Raw genomic sequence first — 12,411 nt, forward strand, 5'->3', positions numbered from 1 at the left:
AGGCTTCCCCGCTGCCAACCGCGCGCGGCTTCAGGACCGGGGCCAAATTCCTTCGCAGGAATTTGCCCGAATTCCGCAAGGAATTCGGCGGCCTCAGGCATCCCCGTCCTTGAAATCCAGCCCCATCTCGGAATAGCGCTCGGGCTCGTCCAGCCAGTTCGGCCGCACCTTGACCTGCAGGAACAGATGCACCGTCCGGCCCAGGAACTCGCTGATCTCGGCCCGCGCCGCCTGGCCGATGGCCTTGATCGTCTCGCCCCGGTTGCCCAGCACGATCCCCTTGTGGCCGTCCCGCGCGACATAGACGATCTGGTCGATCCGGGTGGTCCCGTCGGGCTTGTCCTCCCATTTCTCGGTCTCGACCGTCAGCTGGTAGGGCAATTCCTCATGCAGCCGCAGGGTAAGCTTCTCGCGCGTCATCTCGGCCGCGATCATCCGCATCGGCAGGTCGGCGATCTGGTCCTCGGGGTAGAACCACGGCCCCTCCGGCAGCTCGGCGGCCAGCCATTCGCGCAGGTCGCCGACCCCGTGGCCGCGCTCGGCGCTGATCATGAAGGTCTTGGCGAAGGGAAACGCCTTGTTCGCCTCCTCGGCCAGCGCCAGCAGGGTCTCGGCCTTCACCCGGTCGATCTTGTTGATCGCCAGCGCCACCGGCTTGCCCTTGGGCATCTCGTCGCGCAGCCGCTCGATGATCGCCTGCGCGCCCTCGGTCAGCCCGCGATGCGCCTCGATCAAGAGGACGATGATATCGGCATCCGAGGCCCCGCCCCAGGCCGCCTTGACCATGCTGCGGTCCAGCCGCCGCCGCGGCCGGAAGATGCCCGGCGTATCGACAAAGACGATCTGGCTCTCGCCCTCCATGCAGACCCCCCGGATCCGCGTCCGCGTCGTCTGCACCTTGTGCGTGACGATGCTAACCTTCGCGCCCACCATCCGGTTCAGGAGGGTGGACTTGCCGGCATTCGGCTCTCCGATCAGGGCGACGAAGCCCGCGCGCGTGGTCATGGGGTGGCTACCTTTCCTTGTCCGACCCATAGGCGAAAGCGGCACGGAAGACCAGTTCGCATTCCGTCCGGAGAGACAGGCCTCTTCCAGCACGTCGTGCCCTCGTCGGCGGCATCCTTGCGAGGAGTGCACGAAGTGCTCGACGAGCCGTCGCCTAAAGGCCCGCGCCTTCCATCCGCTCCAGCAGCATCCGCGCCGCGGCCTGCTCCGCCACCCGTTTCGATCCCGCCGCCGCCTCGGCCGAGGCGCCATTCGCCAGCGTGACCCGGACCGTGAACATCGGCGCATGATCCGGGCCCGACCGGCCCGCCTCCTCATAGGCCGGCGGCGGCATCGCCCGCGCCTGCGCCCATTCCTGCAACGAGGTCTTGGCGTCGCGCGCGTCCGGCTCCACCCGGGCGATCCGGTCGCCCCAAAGCCGCAGAACCAGCGCCCGCGCCGCCTCGAAGCCCGCATCCTGGTAGACCGAGGCAATCACCGCCTCCATCGCATCGCCCAGCAGCGCCTCTTTCCGGCGCCCTCCGGTCAGCATCTCGGAGCGGCCCAGCTTCAACACTTCGCCCAGCCCGATCTCGCGCGCGACGGCGGCGCAGGTCTCCTTGCGCACCAGCGCGTTGAAGCGCGGCGCCAGCTGGCCCTCGCGCGCGCCCGGATCGGCGGCCAGCAGCGCCTCGGCCATCACCAGGCCCAGCACCCGGTCGCCCAGGAATTCCAGCCGCTGGTTGTCCGGCCGCGTCGCCGTCCCGATCGAGGCATGGGTGACGGCGCGCGTCAGAAGGTCCGGCTTGCGGAACTGATGCCCGAGCCGGCCCTGGAAGGCCAGGAGTTCGGCCGAAAGCCTCACTCGATCGCCTTGAAGAAACGGTCGGATCGCCAGGTCCAGAAATACACCATCCGCGACCCGGCCGAGGAGAAGATCACCCGGTCCGCCCGGCCGATCAGATATTCCGCCGGCAGCATCCCCACCCCGCCCGCGCGCGGGTCATAGCGGCTGTCGGTCGAATTGTCGCGGTTGTCGCCCATGAAGAAGTAATGCCCCTCGGGCACGGTGAAGACCGGCGTGTCGTCGCCCGGCCCGTTGTCGCGGATGTTCAGGATGTTGTGCTTCTGGCCCTCGGGCAGGGTCTCGACGAAGCGGCTTTTCGTGCAGGTGCCGCCCGCCCCCACCGCGCCGTTCTCGCATTGCGGGATGTTGCGCATCGGGCCCTGCGGCTCATAGACCTCCTGGAAGGTGCCCGCGGGTTCCTGCGGCGCGGCGACACCGTTGATATAGAGCACCCCCGCCTTCATCTGGATCTTGTCGCCCGGCAGGCCGATCAGCCGCTTGATGTAGTCGGTCCCCGCGACCGGATGGCGGAAGACAACCACGTCGCCCCGCTCGGGTTCCGAGGCGAAGATCCGGCCCGAGAACGGGCACATCGCGAAGGGGCAGGAATATTTCGAATAGCCATAGGCCATCTTGTTGACGAAGAGGAAGTCGCCGATCAACAGCGTGTCCTTCATCGACTCGGACGGGATCCAGAACGGCTGGAAGAACAGGGTGCGGAACACGCCCGCGATCACCAGGGCCCAGAATACCGTCCTGATCGTCTCGAGGATCCCGCCGTCGGCCTTGCCGGATTTTGCCATGATGCCCTGCCTTGCGATAACCGCCGCTACATGCGCGGCGAGGGGGACGGAGTCAAGGACAGCGGCCGGGCCTCGATCACCACGAAGGCCTGTGCCCAGGGGTGGTCGTCGGTCAGCGTCACATGGATCACCGCCTCGTGGCCCGCAGGCGTCATCGCCCGCAGTCGGTCGGCCGCCCAGCCCGTGACATGCATCACCGGCTGGCCCGAGCGCAGGTTCGTCACCGCCATGTCCTTCCAGGAAATCCCCATCCGCAACCCGGTGCCCAGCGCCTTGGAACAGGCCTCCTTCGCGGCCCAGCGTTTGGCATAGGTCGCGGCAATGGCGCGCTTTCGGCTTTCGGCCTTGCGCTGCTCGGCTTCGGTGAACACCCGGTCGCGGAAACGGTCGCCGTGACGCGCAAGGACGCCCTCGATCCGCTCGATGTTGGCAAGATCCGTGCCGATCCCCAGGATCACCGCCCGCCCCCCTGCGCGACGCCGATTTCCGGTCCGGAAATCGTCCCGGAATTTGTCACGAATTCCGGCGCCCCGGCGGTCACAGCACCGGCCCGCGCGCCAGGTCCATCCGCCGCCGCATCTCCTCGATCGCGGGACCGAGGCCGCAGAAGATCGCCTCGCCCACGAGGAAGTGACCGATGTTCAGTTCGGCCAGTTCCGGGATCGCCGCGATCGGCTCCACATTGTCATAGGTCAGCCCGTGGCCGGCATGGACCTCCAGCCCCGCTTCGGCCGCGAGTTCCGCCCCCTTGCGCAGGGCCTGCAACTCGCGCTCGGCCAGTTCGGCATGACCCTCGGCCAGAAGGTCGGAATAAAGCCCGGTATGCAGCTCGACCACCGCCGCCCCGATCCGTGCGCTTGCCTCGATCTGGCGGGGATCGTGGCCGATGAACATGCTGACCCGTGCCCCGGCCTCGCGCAGGGGCGCGATATAGTCGGCCAGGCGCGCCATGTCGCCCGCGACGTCGAGGCCCCCCTCGGTCGTCCGCTCCTCGCGCTTTTCGGGGACCAGGCAGATGGCATGCGGCTTGTGCCGCAACGCGATGGCCTGCATTTCCTCGGTGGCGGCGCATTCGAAGTTCAGCGGAATCGAGATCGCCGCCATCAGCGCCTCGATATCGCCGTCGCGGATGTGGCGGCGGTCCTCGCGCAGATGCGCGGTGATCCCGTCGGCCCCCGCCGTCTCGGCCAGAAGGGCCGCGCGCAGCGGATCGGGCCAGGCCGAACCGCGCGCATTCCGCACCGTCGCCACATGGTCGATGTTGACCCCCAGCCGAAGCCTGCCTGCCATCATTGCCATCGCCGTTCTCCGTTCCTGTCCGGGTCAGGGGGTTCCCGGCCCGTCGTCATCCTCGGGCAGGTCCTGCCCGTCCTCGCCCCGCCGCTTCAGCTTGGTCGCGGCCTCGGCCAGCTTGGTCCGGATCGCGCGCCGCCGCTCGCTGCGCTCATGCGCGGTGGCGGCGCGGGACTTCTGATAGGCCGCGACCAGCGGGATCGTGACGTAATAGGCCACGGCGCTGATCACCAGGGCAGGTCCAAGCGCGCCGATGAAATAGGGCCAGTAGATCTCGTGCCAGAACTGGATCAGCCCGTCCCAGCGCGTGCGCTCCGGGCCGAAGATCGCAAGGAAGTTGTACCACAGGTCGGCGCCGGCATTGGCGAAGGCCTTGCCGATGTATTCCGCGTTCAGCGGGGCCTCGATCCCCAGGATCCAGTGCCCCAGCGTCATCGCCAGGACCGCGAAGAACGGCGTCGTCACCGGATTGGTGTTGAAGGTGGCCAGAAGGGCGGCCAGCACATTGCCGCGCGCCAGCCGGGCCGCGCCCCAGGCGGCGACGAACTGCAGCCCCGGCAGGGGCAGGAAACCGATCACCGAACCGGCGAAGACCCCGCGCGCCACGCGGTGCGGCTGGTCGGGCAGGCGGCGCATCCGGTGGACGACATAGCGGATCGCCCGCTTGAAGCCGCCGCGCGGATAGACCTGCTCGCGCAGCCACGCGCCCCAGCCCAACGGTTCCCTGCGTTTGAAGACCACTTCCCTGCCTCTTCACCCGGGACGAGCCCGTCAATTCCCGTTACGGCCGCCGCGTCAGATCGCGGTGCCGAGAGATCTGCGCCACATCCGTGTCGGCTTCAAGCGCGGTCATGACCGTGTGCAGATGTTCGACGTCGCGCAGGTCGACGTCAATGACAAGCCGGTAAAAATCCGGTTTACGATCGGTGAACCTGAGGTCGGAGATATTGGCCTTCTGCTCGCCGATCAAGGTGCAGATCCGCCCCAGCACCCCCGCGTCGTTCGAGATCGTGATGTCGAGCGACACCGTATAGGCCGGCGCGTGCCGACCGGAATGCCAGTGCAGGTCGACCCAGCGCGAGGTCTGGTCCTCGAATTCCTCCAGCGCGGGGCAGTCGATGGCATGGACCACCACGCCCTGGCCGCGATAGGTGATGCCCACGATCCGTTCGCCCGGCACCGGCTGGCAGCATTGTGCGCGGCGGAAGCCCTGGTCGGCGGTCAGGCCCACCACCGGACGTTTCGCGTCCACCTCCTCGGCCACGGCCATGGCAAGCTCGGGATACAGGGTTTCCACCACCCGCCGCGCCGGCATCTCGGCCGAGCCGAGGCGCGCCAGAAGATCGTTCTCGTCCGCCAGCCCCAGCATCTTGGCCGCCGTGCGCAGCGCCTTCTCGCTGGCCTTCTTGCCGACATGCTCGAACGCCGCCCGCGCCAGTTCCTGGCCCAGCTTGACGAAGCGGCCCCGGTCCTCCTCGCGCAAGGACCGCCGGATCGCGGCCTTCGCCCGGCCGGTGGTGACGATGTCGATCCAGCTCGCCTGCGGGCGCTGACCCTCGGCGGTGATGATCTCGACCGACTGGCCGTTCTTCAGCCGGGTCCACAGGGGCACCCGGATCCCGTCGATCTTGGCCGAAACGCAGGAGTTCCCGATCCGCGTATGGATCGCATAGGCATAGTCCAGCGGCGTCGCGCCGCGCGGCAGCTGGATCACGTCGCCCTTCGGCGTGAAGCAGAACACCTGGTCGGAATACATCTCGAGCTTCACGTTCTCGAGAAACTCGTCGGTGTCGCCCTCGTCCAGCCGCTCGGTCAAAGTGGCGATCCACTTCGCCGGATCGACCGCGAACGGGTTCGGGGCGCGCACGCCCTCGCGGTAGGACCAGTGCGCCGCGACGCCCGCCTCGGCCACCTCGTGCATCTCGCGCGTGCGGATCTGCACCTCGACCCGCTTGCCGTCGCGGCCCGAGACCGTGGTGTGGATCGAGCGATAGCCGTTGTTCTTCGGCTGGCTGATGTAATCCTTGAACCGCCCCGGCACCGCGCGCCATCTCTGGTGGATCACGCCCAGGATGCGGTAGCAGTCCGCCACGCTGCCGCAGATCACCCGGAAGCCGTAGATGTCCGACAGGCTGGAGAAGGCAAGGTCCTTCTCCTGCATCTTGCGCCAGATCGAAAACGGCTTCTTCGCCCGGCCATAGACATCGGCCTCGATCTGCGCCTTTTCCAGCTCGTGCCGGATGTCGCCGGTGATCTTGTGGACCACATCGCCGGTCTCGCGCTGCAGCGTCAGGAAACGCCGCATGATCGAGTTGCGCGCCTCGGGGTTCAGGACCTTGAAGGACAGGTCCTCCAGCTCCTCGCGCATCCACTGCATCCCCATCCGCCCGGCCAGCGGAGCGAAGATCTCCATCGTCTCGCGCGCCTTCTGGGCCTGCTTTTCCGGCTTCATCGACTTGATCGTCCGCATGTTGTGCAGACGGTCGGCCAGCTTGACCAGGATCACCCGCAGGTCGCGGCTCATCGCCATGAACAGCTTGCGGAAATTCTCGGCCTGCTGGCTGCCGGTGCTGGAGAGCTGCAGGTTGGTCAGCTTGGTGACCCCGTCGACCAGTTCCGCGACCTCGGCCCCGAAAAGCTCGGCCACCTCGGCATAGGTCGACCGCGTGTCCTCGATCGTGTCGTGCAACAGCGCCGTGACGATGGTCGCGTCATCCAGCCGCTGTTCGGTCAGGATCGCGGCCACCGCAACCGGATGGGTGAAATAGGGCTCGCCCGACTTGCGGACCTGCCCCTCGTGCATCTTCAGCCCATAGACATAGGCCCGGCGGATCAGATCGGCATTGCAACGCGGGTTATAGTTGCGAACCAGGGCGATGAGGTCATCGACGTCGATCATCACCGCCCCACCCGCGGGCCAAAACCCTTAAACTTCGCCCTGGGCTTCCATCAGCGCGCGCAGCAGCTTTTCTTCCGACATGTCGTCCACCATCGGACGATCCATCTCGCCACCCATGAGAAGCGCCATCTGGTCTTCCTCGGGCTCGTCCACCTCGATCTGGGTCTGGTGGCTTTCGATCATCCGCTCGCGCAGGACATCGGCCGACTGGGTCTCGTCGGCGATCTCGCGCAGGGCGACGACCGGGTTCTTGTCGTTGTCGCGGTCGATCGTCAGGGGCGAGCCCGACTGGATCTCGCGCGCCCGGTGGGCAGCAAGCATCACCAGCTCGAACCTGTTCGGCACCTTGTCAACGCAATCTTCGACCGTCACGCGGGCCATGAGCAACTCCAATCCCGAAGCTTCGCTGGAAGTGGCCTATTTAGGCGCAATGGCATGGCTTGACAAGCGCGGAATCGCCGCAAATCAAAGCGGTTTCACCGCATCGCGATCCGCCTGCGGCAGCGCCGCCAGCATCTGCCGGACCGTCAGGCCCAGGCGCGGATGCACCCAGTCGGGGGCCACATCGGCCAATGGAACCAGCACGAAGGCCCGGTCCTGCAACCGCGGATGCGGCAGGATCAGCCGGTCCGGCGCGGCGCGGGCCTGCTCCCCCACCGGCAGATTGCGCCAGCCATCCTGCGCCGCCGGATCCGGCAGCACCGAATCACCCACCGCCAGCAGGTCCAGGTCCAGTGTCCGCATCCCCCAGCGTTGCAGCCTTTCGCGCCCGAAGCGGGCCTCGACCGCATGCAGCCGCGCCAGCACCCCGGCCGGGCCGCCGGCCGCCGTGCAATCGACCACTGCCGCCGCGTTCACATAGTCCGGCCCCGCCCCCACCGGAAAGCAGGGCGTGGCGAAGAACCGGCTGACCGCCAGCACGGGAAGACCCTCCTCGGCGAGGGCGCTCAACGCATGGCTGAGGGTCGCTTCCGGAGGTTCGCCCCCGAATGGCAGATTTGCGCCGAGTGCGACCAAAGCATGATCGGATTCACGCATGATTAGCCCTAAAGTTCCCAGAGTTGACTTGTCGCCACAGGATACAGACTGATATTCACCGTAAGTCGGCTGCTGGAATTCACTACACGATGCGCTCCAGACACGGAAGCTCGTCCAGTCGGCGGGTTTGAGGGGACCACTAGATGTTTTACAAGGACGAACGGCTTGCGCTGTTCATTGATGGATCGAACCTTTACGCTGCGGCCAAGGCGTTGGGTTTCGACATCGACTACAAGCTTCTGCGAATGGAATTCATGCGTCGCGGCAAGCTGCTTCGCGCATTCTACTATACCGCTCTGCTCGAGAACGAGGAATATTCCCCGATCCGGCCGCTGGTGGACTGGCTGCACTACAACGGCTTCACCATGCGCACCAAGCCGGCGAAGGAATATACCGACAGCCAGGGGCGGCGGAAGGTCAAGGGCAACATGGACATCGAGCTTTGCGTCGATGCGATGGAACTGGCGCCCCGGATCGACCATGTGGTCCTGTTCTCGGGCGACGGGGACTTCCGCCCGCTGGTGGAAAGCCTGCAGCGGCAGGGCGTCCGTGTTTCGGTCGTCTCGACGATCCGCAGCCAGCCCCCGATGATCGCCGACGAATTGCGCCGTCAGGCCGACAACTTCATCGAGCTGGATGAGCTGCGCGAAGTCATCGGCCGCCCGCCGCGCGAGCCGCGCCCCGTTACCCCCGACGAGGTTCCGGTCGGGGCGAAGTGATCCCGGCGCGTCCGGCGTGATCGGGCTTTCCGGCCTGTTTCTGGCGGCCCTCCTGGCCGCCAGCCCGCTCCCCTTCCAGTCCGAGATCGTCTTTCTCGGCCTGCAGGCCGCAGGCTGGCCCGCGCTGGCCTTGGTCCTGGTGGCCTCCATCGGCAACACGCTCGGCTCCTGCGTGACCTATGCGCTCGGCCGCTGGCTGGCGGATCAGCACGACCACCGCTGGTTTCCGCTGACACCCGCGCAGATGACCCGCGCAAAGATCTGGTGGGGCCGCTGGGGATTTTGGCTCCTCCTCCTGTCATGGGCGCCCTTCGGCGACATGATCGTGGCGCTTTCGGGCGTCTTGCGGGTTCCGGTCCCGGTGTTCCTGCTGCTGGTCGCCATCGCGAAGACCGGGCGCTACATCGCCCTCGCCGCCGCCGTCTCGGCCCTGTAGGCTGGGCGCCAACCCACCATCCCGCTGACCTGCCAACCGCAACCTCGGTGGGTTGCACCTACCCTGCGTCGATCCCCTCGCCCGCGTCCGACCCGAGCGAACGACCCGCCAAACTTCTTTCCAGATCCTTAACGCCCGCAAGCAACCCATTGAAATCGTTTGCTCGAAAAATCTGTCCACCGTGGACACGTCCCACACTGGACCTCCCGCTCCGCAACCCCTAAGTCTGGCCCGACCAGCCACGGACCTTCCCGATGCCCGACCTGCCCCCCCTGACCCTCTACCTCGCCGCCCCCCGCGGCTTCTGCGCCGGGGTGGACCGCGCGATCAAGATCGTCGAGATGGCCCTGCAGAAATGGGGGGCCCCGGTCTACGTCCGCCACGAGATCGTCCACAACAGGTTCGTCGTCGACGCCCTTCGCGCCCAGGGGGCCGTCTTCGTCGAGGAACTGTCGGAATGCCCCGACGACCGCCCCGTCGTCTTCTCGGCCCACGGTGTCCCCAGATCGGTCCCGGCCGAGGCCGCCGACCGCCGGATGATCGCGGTGGACGCGACCTGCCCCCTCGTCACCAAGGTCCATAACGAGGCCGCCCGGCACCATGAGGCCGGCACCCAGATGATCTACATCGGCCACGCCGGCCACCCCGAGACAGTGGGCACCATGGGCCAGCTTCCCCCCGGCGAGGTGCTGCTGGTCGAAACGGTCGAGGATGTGGCGAAGCTTCAGGTCCGCGACCCGGCGAGGCTGGCCTTCATCACCCAGACCACGCTCTCGGTCGACGATACCGCCGAAATCGCCGCCGCGCTGAAGGCCCGCTTCCCCCGGATCCACGCCCCCGCCCACGACGATATCTGCTACGCCACCACCAACCGCCAGGCCGCCGTCAAGGCCGTCGCCCCGAAGATCGACGCCCTGCTGGTGATCGGGGCGCCGAACTCGTCGAACTCGCGCCGCCTGGTCGAGGTCGGCAGCGCGGCGGGCTGCGGCTACTCGATGCTGATCCAGCGCGCGGCCGACATCGACTGGCGTGCCCTGGACGGCGTGCGCGCCATCGGCCTGACCGCCGGCGCCAGCGCGCCCGAAGTGCTGGTCGACGAGGTGATCGACGCCTTCCGCGCCCGCTTCGCCGTGACCGTGGAGCAGGTCGAGACCGCCGTCGAGGACATCGAGTTCAAGGTCCCCCGCATCCTGCGCGAACCGGCGTGAATTCCCTACTGGGCCGCTGTTCGGCCGGGATGCTATGAGGGCCGGACAGCAACGATAGCCCGGACACCAGCGATGCCCCGCCTGACCGCCCTAGCCGCCCTTCTCATGCTGCTCGCCCCCGCCGTCTGGGCCGAGGATGCCCCCGTCCTGGCGGAATATCGCGCCGACTCGGGCAGCCTGCCGCCGGAATACGCCTGGGAGGCCAGCGTCATCATCCATGAGGACGGCATCTTGTTCCTCAAGCGATGCACGGGCTACGAGACCGAGGGCCCGGCCTGCAAGACGCGCCGCGCCAAGGTCGGCGAGGCTGAGCTGGAGGCGATCCGTGCCGCTGCCGTTGCCAGCACCCTGCGCGAGGACCCGGCCCACCCGCCCGAGGATCTCGCCGTCGGCGGCGGGGCCGTCTATGGGGCTGTCTGGCTGGAAGGCACCAGGATCGACCTGCCTTCGCAGGTCCGCGAACAGGATGCCGGGCGCGTCGCCAGCGTGCTTTCCGCGATCCGGGCCGCGATCCCCGCGCGCCTGCACCGCTTCCTGACCGACTGACGGCTGGCCTTGGCCCGCGCGCCGGGCTAGATCAGGGCCATGAGCAACGACCGCCGCATCCCCCGCCCTGCCCTGCTTCTCGGCCTTGCCGGGCTGATCCCCTTCCTCTGGTCGGCCGCCACCCACCTGTCGCCGGCGCTGGCCGGATGGGCCGGGCAATGGCTGCCGCCGATGTTCCTCGGGGCCTATGTCGGACTGACCTGGGGCACGGTGATCCTGTCCTTCATGTCCGGCGTCCTGTGGGGCTTTGCCACCAAGGCCGAGGGGCGCGAGGCCGGGGTCGCCTATGCCCTTTCGGTGATCCCCGCGCTTTGGGTGTTCTGCACCGTCACCGATGCCAGCGCCAATTCCACGATCTTCCTGGCCGCCGGCTTCGTCGGCCTCCTCCTTCTGGACGCGACCTATTCCGCCTGGGGCCTGGCGCCGGTCTGGTGGCTGCGGCTGCGGGTGATGCTGACCGTCGTCGTTCTCGCCTGCCTTGCCATTCCGTTGCAGGCCTGAACCATGCCGCAGCTTTTCGCCTATACTGACGGCGCCTGCTCGGGCAATCCCGGCCCCGGCGGCTGGGGCGTGCTGATGCTGGCGCGCGAGGACGGCGTGGTCATCAAGGAGCGCGAGCTGATGGGCGGCGAGGCGCAGACCACCAACAACCGGATGGAACTGATGGCCGCGATCTCGGCGCTGGAGGCGCTGGCGCGGCCGTCCGAGATCACCATCGTCACCGACAGCGCCTATGTGAAGAACGGCGTGACCGAGTGGATCCACAACTGGAAGCGCAAGGGCTGGCGGACGGCCGGGGGGCCTCCGGTCAAGAATGTCGAGCTTTGGCAAAGGCTTGATACGGCACAGGCGCGGCACCGGGTCACCTGGCGCTGGATCAAGGGCCATGCCGGCCATGCCGAGAACGAGCGCGCCGATGCGCTGGCCAGGGCCGGGATGGCGCCGTTCAAGGCCCCGGCATGATCGCCGCCTTCACGCTTCAGGACGGGCTCGACTATGCCTCGGTGCTGGTCTTCGCGCTGACCGGGGCGCTGGCCGCCAGCCGGTCGCAACTGGATGTGGTGGGCTTCATCTTCATCGCCTGCCTGACCGCCACCGGCGGCGGCACGCTGCGAGATGCGATCCTGAACCGCGAGGTCTTCTGGGTCGCCGATCCGCTGGTCCTGGCGGTCGCCGCTTTCGCCGCCGTCACGGTCTTCTTCACCGCGCATCTGCTGGAAAGCCGCTATCGCGCGCTTCTGTGGTTCGACGCCTTCGCGCTGTCGGTCGCGGTCCCGGCCGGGGTCGCGGTGGCGATGGCCGAGGGGCAGGGCTGGCCGATCCTGCTGGTGATGGGGATGATCACCGGCTGCATGGGCGGCCTCTTGCGCGACGTGGTCTGCAACGAGGTGCCGCTGGTCCTGAAACAGGGCGAGCTTTACGCGACCTGTGCGCTGGCCGGGTCGCTGGGTGCGGTGCTGGGCGGGCTGGCGGGGCTGGGCCACGGGCTCTCGCTCCTTCTCTGTGCCGGGATCGTCTTCACCCTGCGCGCCGGCAGCATCGCGCTGGGCTGGCGGTTGCCGGTCTACCGCTCGCACCCGCCGAGCCCGGGGGCGCCGAAACGCTAGGCTTGCAGGGTGAACGGGCGTTCGCCTATCC

At 67.7% G+C, this 12,411-nt stretch carries 16 protein-coding genes; 7 read left to right on the forward strand and 9 right to left on the reverse strand.

What is annotated here, in order from left to right; all coding sequences use genetic code 11:
* Window positions 1–93: 93 nt before the first annotated feature.
* The 9 genes from era to folK all read right to left on the reverse strand — a co-directional run bounded on the left by era (window position 94) and on the right by folK (window position 7,864).
* On the reverse strand, window positions 94–1,005 hold the full coding sequence (gene era, locus ACE3UA_RS05330) for a GTPase Era (protein ID WP_374643282.1): 912 nt from the start codon (window positions 1,003–1,005) through the stop codon (window positions 94–96).
* A gap of 154 nt (window positions 1,006–1,159) precedes the next feature.
* Window positions 1,160–1,849, reverse strand: a complete 690-nt coding sequence (gene rnc / locus ACE3UA_RS05335) for a ribonuclease III (RefSeq protein WP_374643284.1) — start codon at window positions 1,847–1,849, stop codon at window positions 1,160–1,162.
* Window positions 1,846–2,634 carry a signal peptidase I gene (gene lepB / locus ACE3UA_RS05340; protein WP_374643286.1) on the reverse strand — a complete coding sequence of 263 codons (789 nt, stop codon included), beginning with the start codon at window positions 2,632–2,634 and terminating at the stop codon, window positions 1,846–1,848. The genes rnc and lepB overlap by 4 nt, the downstream gene beginning before the upstream one ends.
* Before the next feature lie 26 nt (window positions 2,635–2,660).
* Complete coding sequence (acpS, locus tag ACE3UA_RS05345; RefSeq protein ID WP_374643288.1) at window positions 2,661–3,092, reverse strand: holo-ACP synthase; 432 nt, start codon at window positions 3,090–3,092, stop codon at window positions 2,661–2,663.
* Between the two features lie 79 nt (window positions 3,093–3,171).
* The gene (locus ACE3UA_RS05350) at window positions 3,172–3,933 is read right to left on the reverse strand and encodes a pyridoxine 5'-phosphate synthase (protein ID WP_374643290.1); all 762 of its coding nucleotides are present in this window, start codon (window positions 3,931–3,933) and stop codon (window positions 3,172–3,174) included.
* Window positions 3,934–3,957: 24 nt separating this feature from the next.
* Window positions 3,958–4,644 (reverse strand): DUF2062 domain-containing protein, encoded by a 687-nt coding sequence (locus ACE3UA_RS05355; protein WP_374643292.1) that lies wholly within the window; start codon window positions 4,642–4,644, stop codon window positions 3,958–3,960.
* Window positions 4,645–4,708: 64 nt separating this feature from the next.
* Entirely contained in the window at window positions 4,709–6,826 is a 2,118-nt protein-coding gene (locus ACE3UA_RS05360; RefSeq protein ID WP_374643294.1) for a bifunctional (p)ppGpp synthetase/guanosine-3',5'-bis(diphosphate) 3'-pyrophosphohydrolase, read from the reverse strand.
* Between the two features lie 27 nt (window positions 6,827–6,853).
* A complete protein-coding gene (rpoZ, locus tag ACE3UA_RS05365) occupies window positions 6,854–7,207 on the reverse strand; it encodes a DNA-directed RNA polymerase subunit omega (protein ID WP_197647255.1) in 354 nt (117 codons plus the stop codon).
* Window positions 7,208–7,291: 84 nt separating this feature from the next.
* Complete coding sequence (gene folK, locus ACE3UA_RS05370; RefSeq protein ID WP_374643296.1) at window positions 7,292–7,864, reverse strand: 2-amino-4-hydroxy-6-hydroxymethyldihydropteridine diphosphokinase; 573 nt, start codon at window positions 7,862–7,864, stop codon at window positions 7,292–7,294.
* A gap of 143 nt (window positions 7,865–8,007) precedes the next feature.
* Between folK and ACE3UA_RS05375 the strand changes: the two genes are divergently transcribed.
* The 7 genes from ACE3UA_RS05375 to ACE3UA_RS05405 all read left to right on the forward strand — a co-directional run bounded on the left by ACE3UA_RS05375 (window position 8,008) and on the right by ACE3UA_RS05405 (window position 12,380).
* Complete coding sequence (locus ACE3UA_RS05375) at window positions 8,008–8,583, forward strand: NYN domain-containing protein (RefSeq protein WP_197647253.1); 576 nt, start codon at window positions 8,008–8,010, stop codon at window positions 8,581–8,583.
* A gap of 16 nt (window positions 8,584–8,599) precedes the next feature.
* The gene (locus tag ACE3UA_RS05380) at window positions 8,600–9,019 is read left to right on the forward strand and encodes a YqaA family protein (RefSeq protein ID WP_374643299.1); all 420 of its coding nucleotides are present in this window, start codon (window positions 8,600–8,602) and stop codon (window positions 9,017–9,019) included.
* 254 nt (window positions 9,020–9,273) lie between these two features.
* Window positions 9,274–10,227: a 4-hydroxy-3-methylbut-2-enyl diphosphate reductase gene (ispH, locus tag ACE3UA_RS05385; RefSeq protein WP_374643301.1), complete on the forward strand. Its 954-nt coding sequence runs from the start codon at window positions 9,274–9,276 to the stop codon at window positions 10,225–10,227.
* Window positions 10,228–10,299: 72 nt separating this feature from the next.
* Window positions 10,300–10,773, forward strand: a complete 474-nt coding sequence (locus ACE3UA_RS05390; protein ID WP_374643302.1) for a hypothetical protein — start codon at window positions 10,300–10,302, stop codon at window positions 10,771–10,773.
* Window positions 10,774–10,812: 39 nt separating this feature from the next.
* On the forward strand, window positions 10,813–11,274 hold the full coding sequence (locus tag ACE3UA_RS05395) for a DUF3429 domain-containing protein (RefSeq protein WP_374643304.1): 462 nt from the start codon (window positions 10,813–10,815) through the stop codon (window positions 11,272–11,274).
* A 3-nt stretch (window positions 11,275–11,277) separates the two neighbouring features.
* Window positions 11,278–11,736 (forward strand): ribonuclease HI, encoded by a 459-nt coding sequence (gene rnhA / locus ACE3UA_RS05400; RefSeq protein WP_374643306.1) that lies wholly within the window; start codon window positions 11,278–11,280, stop codon window positions 11,734–11,736.
* The gene (locus ACE3UA_RS05405) at window positions 11,733–12,380 is read left to right on the forward strand and encodes a trimeric intracellular cation channel family protein (protein WP_374643308.1); all 648 of its coding nucleotides are present in this window, start codon (window positions 11,733–11,735) and stop codon (window positions 12,378–12,380) included. The genes rnhA and ACE3UA_RS05405 overlap by 4 nt, the downstream gene beginning before the upstream one ends.
* Window positions 12,381–12,411 lie beyond the last annotated feature (31 nt).

This window comes from Tabrizicola sp., from assembly GCF_041919135.1.
In the GTDB taxonomy this organism is placed as follows: Bacteria; Pseudomonadota; Alphaproteobacteria; order Rhodobacterales; family Rhodobacteraceae; genus Tabrizicola.

Bases quoted from the DNA above. Each gene is read 5' to 3' on its own strand.
- era (WP_374643282.1), bottom strand. From the start codon at position 1,005: ATGACCACGCGCGCGGGCTTCGTCGCCCTGATCGGAGAGCCGAATGCC.
- lepB (WP_374643286.1), bottom strand. From the start codon at position 2,634: ATGGCAAAATCCGGCAAGGCCGACGGCGGGATCCTCGAGACGATCAGG.
- ACE3UA_RS05350 (WP_374643290.1), bottom strand. From the start codon at position 3,933: ATGGCAATGATGGCAGGCAGGCTTCGGCTGGGGGTCAACATCGACCAT.
- ACE3UA_RS05360 (WP_374643294.1), bottom strand. From the start codon at position 6,826: ATGATCGACGTCGATGACCTCATCGCCCTGGTTCGCAACTATAACCCG.
- rpoZ (WP_197647255.1), bottom strand. From the start codon at position 7,207: ATGGCCCGCGTGACGGTCGAAGATTGCGTTGACAAGGTGCCGAACAGG.
- folK (WP_374643296.1), bottom strand. From the start codon at position 7,864: ATGCGTGAATCCGATCATGCTTTGGTCGCACTCGGCGCAAATCTGCCA.
- ACE3UA_RS05375 (WP_197647253.1), top strand. From the start codon at position 8,008: ATGTTTTACAAGGACGAACGGCTTGCGCTGTTCATTGATGGATCGAAC.
- ispH (WP_374643301.1), top strand. From the start codon at position 9,274: ATGCCCGACCTGCCCCCCCTGACCCTCTACCTCGCCGCCCCCCGCGGC.
- ACE3UA_RS05390 (WP_374643302.1), top strand. From the start codon at position 10,300: ATGCCCCGCCTGACCGCCCTAGCCGCCCTTCTCATGCTGCTCGCCCCC.
- ACE3UA_RS05395 (WP_374643304.1), top strand. From the start codon at position 10,813: ATGAGCAACGACCGCCGCATCCCCCGCCCTGCCCTGCTTCTCGGCCTT.
- rnhA (WP_374643306.1), top strand. From the start codon at position 11,278: ATGCCGCAGCTTTTCGCCTATACTGACGGCGCCTGCTCGGGCAATCCC.
- ACE3UA_RS05405 (WP_374643308.1), top strand. From the start codon at position 11,733: ATGATCGCCGCCTTCACGCTTCAGGACGGGCTCGACTATGCCTCGGTG.